14 protein-coding genes are annotated in these 18573 nt (G+C 64.1%); 11 read left to right on the top strand and 3 right to left on the bottom strand.

Annotated elements, in window-relative coordinates; genetic code table 11:
* Nucleotides 1-17 precede the first annotated feature (17 nt).
* Nucleotides 18-2720 carry a [protein-PII] uridylyltransferase gene (locus C4K38_RS05955; protein WP_025806621.1) on the top strand — a complete coding sequence of 901 codons (2703 nt, stop codon included), beginning with the start codon at nucleotides 18-20 and terminating at the stop codon, nucleotides 2718-2720.
* Nucleotides 2721-2759: 39 nt separating this feature from the next.
* Nucleotides 2760-3959, top strand: coding sequence for a succinyldiaminopimelate transaminase (dapC, locus tag C4K38_RS05950; RefSeq protein WP_025806620.1), 1200 nt, complete (start codon nucleotides 2760-2762; stop codon nucleotides 3957-3959).
* 112 nt (nucleotides 3960-4071) lie between these two features.
* Here dapC and C4K38_RS05945 read toward each other — a convergent pair whose 3' ends face one another.
* On the bottom strand, nucleotides 4072-5718 hold the full coding sequence (locus C4K38_RS05945) for a Na+/H+ antiporter (protein WP_053277637.1): 1647 nt from the start codon (nucleotides 5716-5718) through the stop codon (nucleotides 4072-4074).
* Nucleotides 5719-5997: 279 nt separating this feature from the next.
* Between C4K38_RS05945 and C4K38_RS05940 the strand changes: the two genes are divergently transcribed.
* From C4K38_RS05940 to C4K38_RS05925, 4 genes are all read left to right on the top strand, one after another.
* Complete coding sequence (locus tag C4K38_RS05940) at nucleotides 5998-6306, top strand: arsenate reductase (RefSeq protein ID WP_231998625.1); 309 nt, start codon at nucleotides 5998-6000, stop codon at nucleotides 6304-6306.
* A 34-nt stretch (nucleotides 6307-6340) separates the two neighbouring features.
* Nucleotides 6341-7375 (top strand): 2,3,4,5-tetrahydropyridine-2,6-dicarboxylate N-succinyltransferase, encoded by a 1035-nt coding sequence (gene dapD / locus C4K38_RS05935; protein ID WP_053277635.1) that lies wholly within the window; start codon nucleotides 6341-6343, stop codon nucleotides 7373-7375.
* A 76-nt stretch (nucleotides 7376-7451) separates the two neighbouring features.
* The gene (locus tag C4K38_RS05930; RefSeq protein ID WP_053277634.1) at nucleotides 7452-8657 is read left to right on the top strand and encodes an aminotransferase class V-fold PLP-dependent enzyme; all 1206 of its coding nucleotides are present in this window, start codon (nucleotides 7452-7454) and stop codon (nucleotides 8655-8657) included.
* A complete protein-coding gene (locus tag C4K38_RS05925) occupies nucleotides 8654-9058 on the top strand; it encodes a SufE family protein (RefSeq protein ID WP_009047204.1) in 405 nt (134 codons plus the stop codon). The genes C4K38_RS05930 and C4K38_RS05925 overlap by 4 nt, the downstream gene beginning before the upstream one ends.
* 87 nt (nucleotides 9059-9145) lie before the next feature.
* Here the strand turns inward: C4K38_RS05925 and tcdA are convergent, their stop codons facing one another.
* Nucleotides 9146-9961: a tRNA cyclic N6-threonylcarbamoyladenosine(37) synthase TcdA gene (gene tcdA, locus C4K38_RS05920; RefSeq protein WP_164486996.1), complete on the bottom strand. Its 816-nt coding sequence runs from the start codon at nucleotides 9959-9961 to the stop codon at nucleotides 9146-9148.
* A 263-nt stretch (nucleotides 9962-10224) separates the two neighbouring features.
* On the opposite strand from tcdA, the gene C4K38_RS05915 reads away from it, so the two are divergent.
* The 4 genes from C4K38_RS05915 to C4K38_RS05900 all read left to right on the top strand — a co-directional run bounded on the left by C4K38_RS05915 (nucleotide 10225) and on the right by C4K38_RS05900 (nucleotide 15454).
* Complete coding sequence (locus C4K38_RS05915; protein WP_053277632.1) at nucleotides 10225-12819, top strand: glycosyltransferase; 2595 nt, start codon at nucleotides 10225-10227, stop codon at nucleotides 12817-12819.
* Between the two features lie 213 nt (nucleotides 12820-13032).
* Nucleotides 13033-14184 carry a succinyl-diaminopimelate desuccinylase gene (gene dapE / locus C4K38_RS05910; protein ID WP_053277631.1) on the top strand — a complete coding sequence of 384 codons (1152 nt, stop codon included), beginning with the start codon at nucleotides 13033-13035 and terminating at the stop codon, nucleotides 14182-14184.
* Complete coding sequence (locus C4K38_RS05905) at nucleotides 14184-14993, top strand: putative RNA methyltransferase (protein WP_025806612.1); 810 nt, start codon at nucleotides 14184-14186, stop codon at nucleotides 14991-14993. Before dapE ends, C4K38_RS05905 begins: the two co-directional genes overlap by 1 nt.
* 83 nt (nucleotides 14994-15076) lie before the next feature.
* A complete protein-coding gene (locus C4K38_RS05900; RefSeq protein WP_007927921.1) occupies nucleotides 15077-15454 on the top strand; it encodes a hypothetical protein in 378 nt (125 codons plus the stop codon).
* Nucleotides 15455-15568: 114 nt separating this feature from the next.
* On the opposite strand, the gene C4K38_RS05895 is transcribed toward C4K38_RS05900, so the two are convergent.
* On the bottom strand, nucleotides 15569-15778 hold the full coding sequence (locus C4K38_RS05895; protein ID WP_007927922.1) for a cold-shock protein: 210 nt from the start codon (nucleotides 15776-15778) through the stop codon (nucleotides 15569-15571).
* Nucleotides 15779-16023: 245 nt separating this feature from the next.
* Here C4K38_RS05895 and plsB point away from each other — a divergent pair, with 245 nt between their 5' ends.
* A complete protein-coding gene (gene plsB / locus C4K38_RS05890; RefSeq protein ID WP_053277630.1) occupies nucleotides 16024-18528 on the top strand; it encodes a glycerol-3-phosphate 1-O-acyltransferase PlsB in 2505 nt (834 codons plus the stop codon).
* Nucleotides 18529-18573 lie beyond the last annotated feature (45 nt).

Raw genomic sequence — 18573 nt, 5'->3', positions numbered from 1 at the left:
GAAAGGAAAGCCAATCGATGCCGCAGGTGGATCCCGAATTGTTCGACCGCGGCCAGTTCCAGGCGGAACTGGCCCTGAAGGCAAGCCCTATCGCCGCCTTCAAGAAAGCCATTCGTCAGGCACGTGAAGTGCTCGACGAACGCTTTCGCAGCGGACGGGATATCCGCCGGCTCATCGAGGACCGCGCCTGGTTCGTCGATAACATCCTGCAAAAGGCCTGGGACCAGTTCGACTGGAGCGAAGACGCCGACATCGCCCTGGTGGCGGTCGGCGGCTACGGTCGCGGCGAACTGCACCCCTACTCCGACATCGACCTGCTGATCCTGCTGGACAGCGCCGACCACGAGATTTTCCGCGACTCCATCGAACGCTTCCTGACCCTGCTCTGGGACATCGGCCTGGAAGTCGGGCAAAGCGTGCGCTCGGTGGAAGAATGCGCCGAAGAGGCCCGCGCCGACCTGACGGTGGTTACCAACCTGATGGAAAGCCGCACCATCTGCGGCCCCGAACGCCTGCGCCAACGCATGCTCGACGTCACCAGCACCGCGCACATGTGGCCGAGCAAGGATTTTTTCCTGGCCAAGCGCGCCGAACAGAAGGCGCGGCACCACAAGTACAACGACACCGAATACAACCTGGAACCCAACGTCAAAGGCTCGCCCGGCGGCCTGCGGGACATCCAGACCATCCTCTGGGTCGCCCGTCGCCAGTACGGCACGCTGAACCTGCGGGCCCTGGCCGGCGAAGGCTTCCTGGTGGAAAGCGAGAACGCGCTGCTGGCCTCGTCCCAGGAGTTCCTGTGGAAAGTCCGCTACGCCCTGCACATGCTCGCCGGGCGCGCCGAAGACCGCCTGTTGTTCGATCACCAGCGCTCGATCGCCAAGCTGCTGGGGTTCGAAGGCAACGATGCCAAGCAGGCCATCGAAAGCTTCATGCAGCAGTACTACCGGGTGGTGATGAGCATTGCCCAGCTCAGCGACCTGATCATCCAGCACTTCGAGGAAGTCATCCTCGCCCCGGAAGACGAAGCGCCACCGCAGCCGATCAACTCGCGTTTCCAGCTGCACGATGGCTACATCGAGGCGATCAACGCCAACGTGTTCCACCGCACGCCGTTCGCCATGCTGGAAATCTTCGTGCTCATGGCCCAGCACCCGGAGATCAAGGGCGTACGCGCCGACACCATTCGCCTGTTGCGCGAGAATCGCCACCTGATCGACGACGATTTCCGCCATGACATCCGCAATACCAGCCTGTTCATCGAGCTGTTCAAGTGCGAGATCGGCATTCACCGCAACCTGCGGCGGATGAATCGTTACGGTATTCTCGGACGCTACCTGCCGGAGTTCGGCCATATCGTCGGGCAGATGCAGCACGACCTGTTCCACATCTATACGGTCGACGCCCACACCCTGAACCTGATCAAGCACCTGCGCAAACTGCAGTACACCCAGGTTTCGGAGAAATTCCCGCTGGCCAGCAAGCTCATGGCCAAGCTGCCCAAGCCCGAGTTGATCTACCTGGCCGGGCTCTACCACGACATCGGCAAGGGCCGGCACGGCGACCACTCGGAAATCGGCGCCGTGGACGCGGAAGCCTTCTGTATCCGCCACCAGTTGCCGCTGTGGGACACCCGTCTGATCGTCTGGCTGGTGCAGAACCACCTGGTGATGTCGACCACCGCCCAGCGCAAGGACCTGTCCGACCCGCAAGTCATCCATGACTTCGCCCAGGTCGTGGTCGACCAGACCCGCCTGGACTATCTGTACGTGCTGACGGTTTCCGACATCAACGCCACCAACCCGACGCTGTGGAACTCCTGGCGCGCCAGCCTGTTGCGCCAGCTCTACACCGAGACCAAGCGCGCCCTGCGCCGCGGCCTGGAAAACCCAGTGGACCGCGAAGAGCAGATCCGCCAGACGCAAAGCGCGGCCCTGGACATCCTGGTCCGCGCTGGCACCGATCCGGACGACGTCGAGCAGCTCTGGGCGCAACTGGGGGACGACTACTTCCTGCGCCATACCGCCGGCGACGTGGCCTGGCACAGCGACGCGATCCTCCAGCAGCCGGCCGACGGCGGCCCGCTGGTGCTGATCAAGGAAACCACCCAGCGCGAATTCGAGGGTGGCACGCAGATCTTCATCTACGCCCCGGACCAGCACGACTTCTTCGCCGTGACCGTGGCCGCGATGGACCAGTTGAACCTGAACATCCACGACGCCCGGATCATCACCTCGAGCAGCCAGTTCACCCTCGACACCTATATCGTGCTCGACAACGACGGCGGCTCGATCGGCAACAACCCGCAACGCGTCAAACAGATCCGCGATGGCCTTACCGAGGCCCTGCGCAACCCTGACGACTACCCGACCATCATCCAGCGTCGGGTACCGCGTCAGCTCAAGCACTTTGCCTTCCCACCGCAAGTGACTATCCACAACGACGCCCAGCGCCCGGTCACCGTGCTCGAACTGAGCGCTCCCGATCGCCCCGGCCTGCTGGCGCGCATCGGCAAGATCTTCCTGGAGTTCGACCTGTCGCTGCAAAACGCCAAGATCGCCACCCTGGGCGAGCGCGTGGAAGACGTGTTCTTCATTACCGACGCGAACAACCAGCAACTGTCCGATCCCCAGTTGTGCAGCCGACTGCAGGACGCCATCGTCGAACAGCTGAGCGTCAGCCACGAACCGCCTACCGCCTTGACGCGCCTGAGCATCTGACCACGCGCCACGACCCGCTTTGAGTGAGACACCGCACCGATGAACAACGCTCTGAACCAGCTGCAGCCTTACCCGTTCGAGAAACTCCGCGCCCTGCTCGGCGGCGTCCAGCCCAACCCGGCCAAGCGCCCTATCGCGCTGTCCATCGGCGAGCCCAAGCACCGCTCGCCAAGCTTTGTCGCCGAAGCCCTGGCCAACAACCTCGACCAGATGGCGGTATATCCGACGACCCTGGGCCTTCCGGCCCTGCGCGAAGCCATCGCCAGCTGGTGTGAACGGCGCTTTGGCGTGCCTGGCGGCTGGATCGACCCGGCGCGCAACGTGCTGCCGGTCAACGGCACCCGGGAAGCGCTGTTCGCCTTCACCCAGACTGTGGTCAACCGCGGCGACGACGCGCTGGTGGTCAGCCCGAACCCCTTCTATCAGATCTACGAAGGCGCCGCCTTCCTCGCCGGCGCCAAGCCGCACTACCTGCCATGCCTGGATGAAAACGGCTTCAACCCGGACTTCGACGCGGTACCGGCCGAGATCTGGCAGCGTTGCCAGATCCTGTTCCTGTGCTCGCCGGGCAACCCGACCGGCGCGCTGATCCCGATCGACACCCTGAAGAAACTCATTGCCCTGGCCGACCAGTACGACTTCGTGATCGCCGCCGACGAGTGCTACAGCGAGCTGTACTTCGACGAGCAGACCCCGCCACCCGGCCTGCTCAGCGCCTGCGCCGAGCTGGGACGCCAGGACTTCAAGCGTTGCGTGGTGTTCCACAGCCTGTCCAAGCGCTCCAATCTGCCGGGCCTGCGCTCCGGTTTCGTCGCGGGCGACGCGGATATCCTCAAGGGCTTCCTGCTGTACCGCACCTACCATGGCTGCGCCATGCCGGTTCAGACCCAGCTGGCCAGCATTGCCGCCTGGAACGACGAAGTGCATGTGCGCGCCAACCGCGCGCTGTATCGCGAGAAGTTCGATGCGGTACTGGAGATTCTGGCGCCGGTGCTCGACGTGCAGCGCCCGGACGGCAGCTTCTACCTGTGGCCGAACGTGGCGGGCGACGATACGGCGTTCTGCCGCGATCTGTTCGAACAGGAGCACGTGACCGTGGTGCCGGGCTCTTATCTTTCGCGCGACGTCGACGGCAGTAACCCGGGAGCCGGTCGGGTGCGCATGGCCCTGGTGGCGCCATTGGCCGAATGCGTGGAAGCGGCCGAGCGGATCCGGGATTTCGTTCAGCGCCGTAAATAACTCACGCCCCTGTAGGAGCGAGGCTTGCCCGCGATAGAGACGACGCCGTACACCTGATACACCGCGTTATCCTTCATCGCGAGCAAGCTTCGCTCCTACAGGAACAGAGGCGTTATTTCACCTGCCCCAGATTGGCCTCGCTGAGGTCCAGCTCGCCCAAGACCTCGCGCAACACGTCGTCGCCGATCTGGTGCTGGCGGCTCAACCGATACAACTCCAGCCGCTGCGCCCGCAGCGCCTTCAAGCGCAACTTGCGCTCCAGCAAGTCCATCTGAAACGCCAGCGCCTGGGCTTCGGCGGAATCGTTGAACACCTCCAGTTGATGGCGATACTCCGACATCAGCCGCCCCTTGAGCTCGGTGGCCAGCGCCGACTGGGCCGCATCCGGCGAATTCGCTGCGTCAGCCACTTCCTCGGCCTCCAGGGCATGGATCGCCGCCTCGGCGGTTTTGCGCCAGGCGTCACGCACTTCGGCATGGCGCTTCTCGTCGGGGCTCTTCTGGATGCCCCGCAGCAACAGCGGCAAGGCGATACAGGCGGCGATCAACGACAACAGGATCACCCCGGCGGCAATGAAGATCAGCAGGTCGCGCTCGGGAAAGGCTTCGCCCGCCCCCAGCAACAACGGCACCGACATGACACCTGCCAGGGTCACCGCCCCGCGCACCCCGCCCACCGTCAGCAACCAGCAGGAACGCGCGGTCGGCACCAGCGTCAGCTCGCCCTTGCCACGCCAGCGGCGCAACAGGCCGGACAGGCGCCAGATGCTTTGCACCCAGATAAACCGCAGTACCAGCAGCACCAGGAAAATCGCCCCGACATCCAGGCAGCGATAGAACAGGGTCGGCCACAAGGTGGTTTCGTGGCTGACCACGGCCTTGATGATGTCGGGCAGTTGCAGGCCCAACAGCAGAAAGATCAGGCCATTGAAGGCGAACTCCAGCAACGACCAGACACTGCGGTTGAGCAAGCGCGTGCTGGTCTGCCGTGGCAACAGATCGAGCCAGCTCTGCATCATCCCCGCCGCCACCGCCGAGAGAATGCCCGAGGCACCCAGGCGCTCGGCCAGCACGTAGGCGGCGAACGGCAGCAACAGCATGAACACCACATGGGTCGCCGGGTCATCCCAGCCGCGGGCGATCATCCAGGCACGCAAGCGCCCCACCAGCCAGCTCAGAGCCACGCCGACCGCCAGGCCACCCACGGCCACCAGGACAAAGGTCAGGCTGGCATTGGCCAGGGAAAACACCCCGGTCACGGCCGCCGCCAGGGCGAACTTGAAGGTCACCAGGCCAGACGCGTCGTTCATCAACGCCTCGCCCTGGAGCATGTGCATCAAGGGCGTCGGCAGGCGATTCTGGGAAATCGCCGAGACCGCCACCGCGTCGGTGGGCGACAAGACAGCCGCCAGGGCAAAGGCTACTGGCAAGGGAATGGTCGGCAGCAACCAGTGAATGAAATAACCGGCGCCCACCACGGTGAACAGCACCAGGCCCACGGCCAGGGTCAGGATCGGGCCGCGCAAGCGCCACAGGTCACGCTTGGGCATGCGCCAGCCATCGGAGAACAGCAGCGGCGGCAGGAACAGAAACAGGAACAACTCAGGGTCCAGGGCCACGTGCAACCCCAGGGTGGGCCAGGCCAGCAAGGCCCCGGCGGCGATCTGCAGCAGCGGCAACGGTAGCGGAATCACCCGTCCGACCAGCCGCGAGAGGCTCACCAGCATCAGCAGGATAAGGACGGTATAAGCGGTTTGCATAAAGCGGTTTCCCAATCGATCAGCAGCAGACTTCAGGCAACAGGTTACCGTCGAAGTGCCATATTAGCCGCTTAAGCTCGGGCCTCGCCGCTGCACAAAAGTCGCAAGCGGTCCATGCTGCTGTCACACAAAGCTACAAAGCCGGGCCTTCGCCGACGCCGAACCGGCGCGAGCATGGCATAATCCGTGACCTTTAACTCCAGCATCTCAAAAGGGGGCAATTCCTTGACCGCTTCAAGCAAAACGTTGCACCTTTTCGGCATCAAAGCCTGCGACACCATGAAAAAGGCGCGCACCTGGCTCGATGAACACGCTGTCAGCTACGACTTCCATGACTACAAAGCGGTCGGAATCGACCGCGAACACCTGGCCCAGTGGTGCAACGAGCACGGCTGGCAGGTGGTGCTGAACCGTGCGGGCACGACCTTTCGCAAACTCGACGACGAACGCAAAGCCGATCTCGACCAGGCGAAAGCGATCGAACTGATGCTCGCACAACCCTCGATGATCAAGCGCCCGGTGCTCGATCTCGGTAACCGAACCCTGATTGGCTTCAAGCCCGATATCTACGCGGCAGAAATCAAATAACGCCTGCCCGTTCAATTTTGTAAGAGGTAACAGCATGTCCACTACCCTGTTCAGCCTGGCCTTTGGTGTCGGCACTCAAAACCGTCAAGGCGCGTGGCTGGAAGTGTTCTACGCCGCTCCCCTGCTCAAGCCATCCGCGGAAATCCTTGCCGCCATCGCCCCGGTGCTGGGCTACAGCGAAGGCAACCAGGCCATCGCCTTCACCACCGCCCAGGCCTCGCAACTGGCCGAAGCGCTGAAAAGCATCGACGCCACCCAGGCCGCGCTACTGACCCGCCTGGCCGAGAGCCACAAGCCGCTGGTCGCCACCCTGCTGGCCGAAGACGCCCAGCTGACCTCCACCCCGGAGGCCTACCTGAAGCTGCACCTGCTGTCCCACCGCCTAGTCAAGCCGCACGGCCTGAACCTGGCCGGGATCTTCCCGCTGCTGCCGAACGTGGCCTGGACCAACCAGGGCGCGGTAGACCTCGGCGAACTGGCCGAGCGTCAACTGGAAGCCCGCCTGCGCGGCGAGCTGCTGGAAGTGTTCTCGGTGGACAAGTTCCCGAAAATGACCGACTACGTGGTACCGAGCGGCGTGCGTATCGCTGACAGCGCGCGTATTCGCCTGGGCGCCTACATCGGCGAAGGCACCACGGTGATGCACGAAGGTTTCGTCAACTTCAACGCCGGCACCGAAGGCCCGGGCATGATCGAAGGCCGGGTTTCCGCGGGCGTATTCGTCGGCAAGGGTTCCGACCTGGGCGGCGGCTGCTCGACCATGGGCACCCTGTCGGGCGGCGGCAACATCGTGATCAAGGTCGGCGAAGGCTGCCTGATCGGCGCCAACGCCGGTATCGGTATCCCGCTGGGCGACCGCAACACCGTGGAATCGGGCCTGTACGTGACCGCCGGGACCAAGGTGGCGCTGCTGGACGAGAACAACCAGCTGGTCAAGGTGCTCAAGGCCCGCGAACTGGCCGGCCAGCCGGACCTGCTGTTCCGCCGCAATTCGGAGACCGGTGCCGTGGAGTGCAAGACCCACAAATCGGCCATCGAGCTGAACGAAGCGCTGCACGCTCACAACTAAGCAGCGATTCGGTTCCACTGCGACCGGCCGGGCGCTTATCATCGGCGCCCGGCCTGTTCAAACGAGTTCTGCCACCATGCTTGTAGCCTCCCCCTGGCGTGCCGACTTCCCGGCCATCGCCGCCCTGCAACGGCAGGACCAGACCTACCTGGACAACGCCGCCACCACGCAAAAACCCCAAGCCCTGCTGGACGCACTGACGCACTACTACGCCAATGGCGCGGCCAACGTGCATCGCGCGCAGCACCTGCCCGGCGCTCACGCCACCCAGGCGTTCGAGAACAGCCGGCACAAGGTGGCGCAGTGGCTGAATGCCGGTGACAGCGGGCAGATCATCTTTACCCACGGCGCGACCTCCGCGCTGAACCTCCTGGCCTATGGCCTGGAACATCAATTCAACCCGGGCGACGAGATTGTCATCAGCGCCCTGGAGCATCACGCCAACCTGCTGCCCTGGCAGCAACTGGCACACCGTCGCAGCCTCAACCTGGTGGTCCTGCCACTGGACGACGACGGCCTGATCGATCTCGGCGCCGCGGCCCGCCTGATCGGCCCACGCACCCGGCTGCTGGCCGTCAGCCAGCTGTCCAATGTGCTCGGTGCCTGGCAGCCCCTATCGCAGCTGCTGGCCCTGGCCAAGGCTCACGACGCCCTGACCGTGGTCGACGGCGCCCAGGGCGTGGTCCACGGCCGCCACGATGTGCAGGCGCTGGGCTGCGATTTCTATGTGTTCTCCAGCCACAAGCTCTACGGCCCGGACGGCGTCGGCGTGCTCTACGGGCGCACCGAGGCGTTGCAAGGCCTGCGCCACTGGCAGTTTGGCGGCGAGATGGTCCAGCTGGCCGAGTACCAGCACGCCAGCTTCCGCCCTGCCCCACTGGGTTTCGAAGCCGGTACTCCGCCGATCGCCAGCGTGATCGGCCTCGGCGCAACCCTGGACTACCTCAGCGGCCTGGATCAGGACGCCGTCAGTGCCCATGAAGCCGCGCTGCACGACTACCTGTTGCACGGCCTGCTGGCCCGCAAAGGCCTGCGCCTGCTGGGCAAGCCGCAGCTGGCGCTGGTCAGCTTCGTGGTCGATGGCGTGCACAACGCCGACCTGGCCCACCTGCTGACCGAGCAGGGGATCGCCGTGCGCGCCGGTCATCACTGCGCCATGCCGCTGCTGAAAAGCTTCGGCCTGGCCGGGGCGATCCGCGTGTCCCTGGCGCTGTACAACGACTCCGAGGACCTGGAGCGCTTCTTCGAGGCCCTCGATCAGGCCCTGGAGCTGTTGCGATGAGCCTGCCCGCCGAAGCCCTGGCCGCCCTCGACAGTTTCCAGGGCGCTCCCGGCTGGGAACAGCGCGCACGCTTGCTGATGCAATGGGGCGAGCGCCTGGCGCCGCTGGCTGAAGCCGACAAGGTCGAGGCCAATCGGGTGCATGGCTGTGAAAGCCAGGTCTGGCTGGTGGGCACCTTGCAGGACGGTCACTGGCAGTTCGCCGCCAGCAGCGATGCGCGCCTGATCCGCGGCTTGGTGGCCCTGCTGCTGGCGCGGGTCAACGGCTTGTCCGCCGAGGAGCTGCAACGGGTGGATTTGCCGGACTGGTTCAATCAGTTGGGCCTGTCGCGCCAGCTGTCACCGTCGCGCAGCAATGGGCTGAATGCGGTATTGCAGCGGATGCGCGAACTCTCAGCCTGACACCCATCCCTGTAGGAGCGAGGCTTGCCCGCGAAATGCAGTGTGTCAGGTACACCGCTATCGCGGGCAAGCCTCGCTCCTACAGAATCAACTTGCTGCAGGCTTGACCCGATCCGCCGGGCGCCGCACCCCAGCCACCAGCTTGTCCACCGCCTTGGTCGCCGCGACCATGCCGAAGGTCGCGGTCACCATCATCACCGCGCCAAAACCGCCGGCGCAGTCGAGCTTCACGCCATCGCCGACAAAGCTCTTCTGCAGGCAGATGCTGCCGTCCGGTTTCGGGTAGCGCAGCTGCTCGGTGGAAAACACACAAGGCACGCTGTAGTGACGGGTCACGGTGCGGGAAAAACCGTAGTCGCGGCGCAGGGTCGAGCGCACTTTCGAGGCCAGCGGGTCGTTGAAGGTCCGGTTCAGGTCGCAGACCTGGATCAGCGTCGGGTCGATCTGCCCACCTGCGCCGCCAGTGGTGATGATCTGGATCTTGCGCCGCTTGCACCAGGCGATCAGCGCCGCCTTGGCGTTGACGCTGTCGATGCAGTCGATCACGCAGTCGATGTTTGGCGTGATGTATTCGGCCATGGTCTCGCGAGTGACGAAGTCCGCTACCGCGTGCACGGTGCAATGCGGATTGATCCCGCGCAGGCGCTCGGCCATGACCTCGACCTTGGCCTTGCCCACCGTGCTGTCCAGGGCGTGCAACTGCCGATTGCTGTTGCTGACGCAGACGTCGTCCAGGTCGAACAGCGAGATCTCGCCCACGCCGCAACGAGCGATGGCTTCCGCCGCCCAGGAACCGACACCGCCGACCCCGACGATCGCCACATGGGCGGCGCGCAAGCGTTCCAGCCCCTCGATGCCATACAAACGGGCGACGCCAGCAAACCGCGGATCTTCTGTACTCATGACCATTACCCCAAAAACCGGCGCGCATTATAGGGCCGATGCCCGCCAAGAGCATCTTTGCCCTATGAATGGCAGTCAGGGCTGCTTTAATGAAGGAACAATCTGAAAATTTCGTCGCCGAGAACTTAAATCGAGTTGGATTGCCCAACCTGCGGCTTTCCCCTGTGCGCTGTACGCTCAGTCGAAGGCCAGTGTAGGATGCGCGCCGCTTGGCGCATGCCGACCGTTCCCCCGTTCCACACCCTTTGGAACCCGAAATAGCTATGTCATCGCGTAAATTTGGACTCAACCTGGTGGTGGTTCTGGCAATCGCCGCCCTGTTCACCGGCTTCTGGGCACTGGTCAACCGCCCGGTCTCCGCCCCCAATTGGCCTGCACAAATCTCCGGCTTTTCCTACTCGCCTTTCCAACTGGGCCAGTTCCCGCAGAAAGACCAGTTCCCGACCGACGATGAAATGCGTCGCGACCTGGAGATCATGAGCAAGCTGACCGACAACATTCGGACCTACTCAGTCGATGGCACGCTGGAGAACATCCCCAAGCTGGCGGAAGAGTTCGGTCTGCGCGTGACCCTGGGGATCTGGATCAGCCCGGACCTGGAGCGCAACGAGCGTGAAATCACCCGCGCCATCGACATCGCCAACAACTCGCGCAGTGTGGTGCGCGTGGTGGTCGGTAACGAAGCCATCTTCCGCAAGGAAATCACCGCCGACCAGTTGAGCGTGCTGCTCGATCGCGTGCGCGCCGCGGTCAAGGTGCCGGTCACCACGTCCGAGCAGTGGCACGTCTGGGAAGAACACCCGGAACTGGCGCAGCACGTCGACCTGATCGCCGCCCACGTTCTGCCCTACTGGGAATTCATCCCGATGGACAAGGCCGGGCAGTTCGTCCTCGACCGCGCCCGCGACCTGAAGAAGATGTTCCCGAAAAAACCGTTGCTGCTGTCCGAAGTAGGCTGGCCGAGCAACGGCCGCATGCGTGGCGGCGCCGACGCCAGCCCGGCGGATCAGGCGATCTACCTGCGTAACCTGGTCAACAAGCTCAACCGCCAGGGCTACAACTACTTCGTGATCGAGGCCTTCGACCAGCCGTGGAAGGCCAGCGACGAAGGTTCGGTGGGCGCCTACTGGGGTGTGTTCAACGCCGCGCGCCAGCAGAAATTCAACTTCGAAGGCCCGGTGGTGGCAATCCCGCAATGGCGCGTGCTGGCCATCGGTTCGGTGGTCCTGGCGCTGCTGTCCCTGACCCTGCTGATGATCGACGGCTCGGCCCTGCGCCAGCGTGGGCGGACCTTCCTGACCTTCATCGCCTTCCTCTGCGGTTCGGTGCTGGTGTGGATCGGCTACGACTATAGCCAGCAATACAGCACCTGGTTCAGCCTGACGGTGGGCTTCCTGCTCGCCCTGGGTGCGCTCGGGGTGTTCATCGTGCTGCTCACCGAAGCCCATGAACTGGCCGAGGCGGTCTGGGTGCACAAGCGTCGGCGCGAGTTCCTTCCGGTCGAAGGCGACTCCAACTACCGGCCGAAAGTCTCGATCCACGTGCCGTGCTACAACGAGCCGCCGGAGATGGTCAAACAGACCCTCAATGCCCTGGCCAACCTCGACTATCCGGACTTCGAAGTCCTGATCATTGACAACAACACCAAGGACCCGGCGGTCTGGGAGCCGGTGCAGGCCTATTGCGAAACCCTCGGCCCGCGCTTCAAGTTCTTTCACGTCGCCCCCCTGGCCGGCTTCAAGGGTGGCGCGCTGAACTACCTGATCCCGCACACCGCCAAGGACGCCGAAGTGATCGCGGTGATCGACTCGGACTACTGCGTCGACCGCAACTGGCTCAAGCACATGGTGCCGCACTTCGCCGACCCGAAAATCGCCGTGGTGCAATCGCCACAGGACTACCGCGACCAGAACGAAAGCACCTTCAAGAAGCTCTGCTACGCGGAATACAAAGGCTTCTTCCATATCGGCATGGTCACCCGCAACGACCGTGACGCGATCATCCAGCACGGCACCATGACCATGACCCGCCGTTCGGTCCTGGAAGAACTGGGCTGGGCCGACTGGTGCATCTGCGAAGACGCCGAGTTGGGCCTGCGGGTGTTCGAGAAAGGCCTGTCGGCCGCGTACTACCACACCAGCTACGGCAAGGGCCTGATGCCGGATACCTTCATCGATTTCAAGAAACAGCGTTTCCGCTGGGCCTATGGGGCGATCCAGATCATCAAGCGCCACACCGCCAGCCTGCTGCGCGGCAAGGACACCGAGCTGACCCGTGGCCAGCGCTACCACTTCCTCGCGGGCTGGCTGCCATGGGTGGCGGACGGCATGAACATCTTCTTCACCCTCGGCGCCCTGCTCTGGTCGGCGGCGATGATCATCGTGCCGCAGCGCGTCGATCCGCCGTTGCTGATCTTCGCGATCCCGCCCCTGGCGCTGTTCGTGTTCAAGGTCGGCAAGATCATCTTCCTCTACCGCCGTGCGGTCGGGGTCAACCTCAAGGATGCGTTCTGCGCGGCCATTGCGGGCCTGGCGTTGTCCCACACCATCGCCAAGGCGGTGCTGTACGGCTTCTTCACCAGCAGCATTCCGTTCTTCCGCACGCCGAAGAATGCCGACAACCACGGCTTCTGGGTGGCGATCTCGGAAGCCCGGGAAGAGCTGTTCATCATGCTGCTGTTGTGGGGCGCGGCGCTGGGTATCTACCTGGTGCAGGGTGGCCTGCCGAGCAACGACATGCGCTTCTGGGTGACCATGCTCCTGGTGCAGTCGCTGCCGTATGTGGCGGCGCTGGTCATGGCCTTCCTGTCGTCGCTGCCAAAACCGCTTGCCGAAAGCGAACCGGTGGCGGCTGCATAAATCGCGGCAAAGCACTAAACGGCGGCCTCTAGCCGCCGTTTTGCTTTAAGATATCCGCCATTTTGCGCGCCTTGCCCATTACCGTAGGAGCGAGGCTTGCCCGCGATGAGAACCCTGCGGTGCCTCAGGCAAACCGCGTCGCGGCCATCGCGGGCAAGTCGGATCGCCGCCCGCTCGCTCCCACACATATACGCCTTGCACCGGAGTTTCCCCATGACGGCCCACGCCGACCTTTCGCCGACCCTGCAACTCGCCTGTGACCTGATCCGCCGCCCGTCGGTGACGCCGGTCGACGCCGACTGCCAGAAGCTGATGATGCAGCGCCTGGGCGATGCCGGCTTCAAGCTGGAGCCGATGCGCATCGAGGATGTGGATAACTTCTGGGCCACCCACGGCAAGCACGAAGGCCCGGTGCTGTGTTTCGCCGGCCATACCGACGTGGTGCCCACCGGCCCGGTCCAGGCCTGGCAGAACGACCCGTTCGACGCGCTGATCGACGAGCACGGCATGCTCTGCGGGCGCGGCGCGGCGGACATGAAAGGCAGCCTGGCGGCGATGCTGGTGGCGGCCGAGCGTTTCGTCGCCGACTACCCTGACCACAAAGGCTCGGTGGCCTTTCTGATCACCAGCGACGAAGAAGGCCCGGCCCACCACGGCACCAAGGCCGTGGTCGAGCGCCTGGCGGCGCGCAAGGAGCGCCTGGACTGGTGCATTGTCGGCGAGCCATCGAGCACCAGCCTGGTCGGTGACGTGGTCAAGAACGGCCGTCGCGGCTCCCTCGGCGCCAAGCTCAGGGTGCGCGGCGTGCAGGGCCATGTGGCCTACCCGCACCTGGCCAAGAACCCGATCCACCTGGCCGCCCCGGCCCTGGCCGAACTGGCCGCGGAACATTGGGACGACGGCAATGCCTTCTTCCCGCCCACCAGCTTCCAGATTTCCAACCTGAATTCCGGCACCGGCGCGACCAACGTGATCCCCGGCGAGCTGGTGGCGGTGTTCAACTTCCGCTTCTCCACCGAATCCACGGTCGAAGGCCTGCAACAGCGCGTGGCTACCATCCTCGACAAGCACGGCCTGGACTGGCATGTGGAGTGGGCGCTGTCGGGCCTGCCGTTCCTCACCGAGCCGGGCGCCCTGCTCGACGCGGTGTCGGCCAGCATCAAGGATGTCACCGGCCGCGAGACCAAGGCTTCCACCAGCGGCGGTACCTCCGACGGGCGTTTCATCGCCACCCTCGGCACCCAGGTGGTCGAGCTGGGCCCGGTCAACGCCACCATCCACCAGGTCAACGAGCGGGTGCTGGCCAGCGACCTCGACGTGCTGACCGAAATCTACTACCAGACCCTGATCAAGTTGCTCGCCTGATGCTTGCCTGCCCTATCTGCGCGGCGCCCCTGAGCGCCGTCGACAACGGTGTCGTGTGCCCGGCCGGGCACCGCTTCGACCGCGCCCGCCAGGGTTACCTGAACCTGTTGCCGGTGCAGCACAAGAACAGCCGCGACCCGGGCGACAACCAGGCCATGGTCGAAGCCCGCCGCGACTTTCTCAATGCCGGCCACTACGCACCGGTGGCCAAGCGCCTGGCCGAACTGGCCGCCGAGCGCGCCCCGCAGCGCTGGGTCGATATCGGTTGCGGCGAGGGTTACTACACCGCACAGATCGCCCAAGCCCTGCCCCAGGCGGACGGTTATGCCCTGGACATCTCCCGGGAAGCGGTCAAGCGCGCCTGCCGCCGTGCCCCGCAGCTGACCTGGTTGATCGCCAGCATGGCCCGGGTGCCCCTGGCCGACGCCAGCTGCCAGTTCCTCGCCAGCGTCTTCAGCCCGCTCGACTGGCAGGAAGCCAAGCGCCTGCTCAGCCCTGGCGGCGGCCTGATGAAGGTCGGGCCGACCAGCGGTCACCTGATGGAATTGCGCGAGCGCCTGTACGACGAGGTCCGCGAATATACCGACGACAAACACCTGGCGCTGGTGCCCGCGGGCATGGCGCTGCAACACAGTGAAACCCTGGACTTCAAGTTGACGCTGAGCAATCCACAGGATCGCGCCAACCTGCTGGCCATGACGCCCCACGGCTGGCGCGCCAGTGCCGAACGCCGGGCCAGCGTGATCGAGCAGGCCGAGCCCTTCGAGGTTAGCGTGTCGATGCGCTACGATTACTTCGTTCTGCAGTAACCCATTAATCCAAGGCCTCGAGCAGTGTCTCGAGGCCGAATAAATCCGCGAATGGATTTTTCAGACCCGCAGTGAGGACATCCATGCGCCAACCGGATATCGAGATTTACCTGAAAGACGCCGACGTCGACCACAAAGCCATCGCCGCCTGGCTCGGCGCAGCCCTGGGTCCGTGCAGCGACTGGGTACAGAAAGGCCAGACCTACAAATGCAAGGCCGGCAGCGTGCCGGTGACCTGGCTGCCGAAAGCCGTGGGCAAGTGGAACAGCCTGTACCTGGAAAGCGACCAGACGCCGTGGGACGACGACATCGCCTGCGCCCGCGCCGCCTTCGCCGCGCTGAACGTCGAAGTGCGCTGCGCACCGGGCAGCTGGGTCGAGGAAGAAGGCGAAGAATCGGCCGACCGCTGGATTCGCATCAGCGCCGACGGGGAAGAAGAGATTACCTGGCGTACCGCCTGAATCGCTTTGATCGAACCTGTAGGAGCGAGGCTTGCCCGCGATAGCGTCGTGTCAGGTAAAACGCTATCGCGAGCAAGAACTAGGCGTCCCCCTGCTCCTACAAAGGCATAACGCTTACAAGCCCACTACATCCTCTGCCTGCAACCCCTTCTGCCCCTCTACCACGGCGTATTCAACCTGCTGCCCTTCGGTCAGCGAGCGGTGGCCTTCACCACGAATAGCACGGTAGTGGACAAATACATCGGCACCACCTTCACGCTGAATGAAGCCGTAGCCCTTGGCGTCGTTGAACCACTTCACGCTGCCGGTCTCGCGAGTTGCCATCAATCCATCCTCCGTCTTTTTATTATCAGTCGGCTTACTGAAACGAAGCCGTGAGAACTTTCGCCTGGACCTGGGTTTCTCATTGATGGGTCCTGCATGCCCAGGCGTCAGTCGGGCGAGTATATGACAGGCACAAAAACTCTCAACTCAATCTTGTTTGCCGCTTTTTTGCCGATTTTCGGTGAATCCGGCACACTAGCCGCCCCGAGCAACTGCTCGGTTTTTTCCACTAAAGCAGAAGCCGTATGACCCGCTCCCCGTTCCGCCGTCTTGTGTTTGGCACCTTGCGCCGACTGTTGTACCTCTGGGTTCGCTCGGAGACGATCAACCAGTCGTCCTTCACCCTCAACCTCGACCGCAGTCGTCCGGTGTTCTACGTCCTGCAAAACCCTTCGCTCACCGACCTCGCCGTGGTCGATACCGAGTGCACCAAGGCCGGGTTGCCGCGCCCGGTGCTGCCGGTCTCGGTGGGCAACCTGCTGGAACCCGCCGCATTCTTCTACCTGACCCCGGCTCCAGACTGGCTCGGTCGCCAGGACAAGCGCGGCGCGCCACCGACCCTGACCCGCCTGGTCAGCGCCCTGAGCCAGAATGCCGCCGAAGACGCGCAGATCATTCCGGTCAGCGTGTTCTGGGGCCAGTCGCCAGACAGCGAATCGAGCCCGTGGAAACTGCTGTTCGCCGACAGCTGGGCAGTCACCGGGCGCCTGCGCCGGCTGCTGAGCATCATGATCCTGGGCCGCAAGACCCGGGTGCAATTCTCCGCGCCGATCCACCTGCGCGAGCTGATCGAGCACAACAAGGGCCACGAACGCACCGTGCGCATGGCCCAACGCATCCTGCGGGTGCATTTTCGCAACCTGAAGGCCGCGGTGATCGGCCCGGACATTTCCCACCGGCGCAACCTGGTCAAGGGCCTGCTGAACCAGCCGCTGGTCAAGCAGGCAATCCTCGACGAAGCCGAACGGGAAAAGATCTCCCCGGAAAAAGCCAAGGCCGTGGCCCTGCGTTATGGCAACGAAATCGCCTCGGACTACACCTTCACCGCAATCCGCTTCCTCGAAGTGGTGCTGAGCTGGTTCTGGAACAAGATCTACGACGGGATCAAGGTCAACCACATCGAAAGCGTGCAGAAAGTCGCCCCGGGCCACGAAGTGATCTACGTGCCCTGCCACCGCAGCCACATCGACTACCTGCTGCTGTCCTACCTGCTGTTCCGCAACGGCCTGACCCCGCCGCACATCGCAGCCGGGATCAACCTGAACATGCCGGTGATCGGCAGCCTGCTGCGAAGGGGTGGAGCCTTCTTCATGCGCCGCACCTTCAAGGGCAACCCGCTCTACACCTCGGTGTTCAACGAATACCTGCACACCCTGTTCACCAAGGGTTTCCCGGTGGAGTACTTCGTCGAAGGCGGGCGCTCGCGCACCGGGCGCATGCTGCAACCGAAAACCGGGATGCTGGCCATCACCCTGCGCAGCTTCCTGCGCTCCTCGCGCATGCCGATCGTCTTCGTGCCGGTGTACATCGGCTACGAGCGCGTGCTGGAAGGCCGCACCTACCTGGGCGAACTGCGCGGCGCGAGCAAGAAGAAAGAGTCGATCTTCGACATCTTCAAGGTCATCGGCGCCCTCAAGCAGCGCTTCGGCCAAGTGGCGGTGAACTTCGGCGAGCCGATCAAGCTGGCCGAGTTTCTCGATCAGGAACAACCGGGCTGGCGCGCTCAGGAACTGGGCCCGCAGTTCAAGCCGGCGTGGCTCAACGAAACCACCAACCGCCTGGGTGAAAAAGTCGCCCAGCACCTGAACGAAGCAGCGGCGATCAACCCGGTCAACCTGGTGGCCCTGGCGTTGCTCTCCACCAGCCGCCTGGCCCTCGACGACCGTGCCATGGCCCGGGTCCTGGACCTGTACCTGGCGCTGCTGCGCAAAGTCCCCTACTCGCCCCACACCACCCTGCCGGAAGGCGATGGCCGGGCCTTGATCGAACATGTGAAGGACATGGACCTGCTGTCCGAGCAGAGCGATGCCCTGGGCAAGATCCTCTACCTGGACGAGCAGAACGCCGTCCTGATGACCTACTACCGCAACAACGTGCTGCACATCTTCGCCCTGCCGGCGCTGCTGGCGAGCTTCTTCCAGAGCTCGTCGCGCATGAGCCGCGAACAGATCCTGCGCTACACCCGGGCGCTGTACCCCTACCTGCAGTCGGAGCTGTTCATCCGCTGGTCCCTGGACGAGCTGGACGGGGTGATCGACCAATGGCTGGAGGCCTTCGTCGAGCAAGGCCTGCTGCGCTTCGAGAAGGACCTGTACCTGCGCCCGGCGCCGAGCTCGCGGCACTTCGTGCTGCTGACCCTGCTGTCCAAGAGCATCGCCCAGACCCTGCAGCGCTTCTACATGGCCATCTCGCTGCTGCTCAACAGCGGCCAGCGCAGCATCAGCGCCGAGGAGCTGGAAGACCTGTGCACGGTCATGGCCCAGCGCCTGTCGATCCTGCACGGCCTGAATGCCCCGGAGTTCTTCGACAAGAGCCTGTTCCGCCACTTCATCCAGACTTTGCTGGAGCAGGACGTGCTGCGCCGCGACGAAGCCGGCAAGCTGAGCTACCACGAACTGCTCGGCGAACTGGCCGAAGGCGCGGCCAAGCGCGTGCTGCCGGCGGAGATTCGCCTGTCGATCCGCCAGGTGGCCCTGCATCGCAGCGAAGATGCCGCCGAACAGGTCGCCGCTCCGCAGCAAAGCGACTAGATTCTTATCGGCGCCAGGCGGTTTCTGGCGCCCCCCGATACGGAG

The sequence above is a fragment of the Pseudomonas chlororaphis subsp. piscium genome (assembly GCF_003850345.1).
Taxonomy (GTDB): Bacteria; Pseudomonadota; Gammaproteobacteria; order Pseudomonadales; family Pseudomonadaceae; genus Aquipseudomonas; species Aquipseudomonas piscium.
The sequence above is the reverse complement of the archived record's forward strand: the minus strand, read 5'-3'. Positions and strand labels throughout refer to the sequence as shown.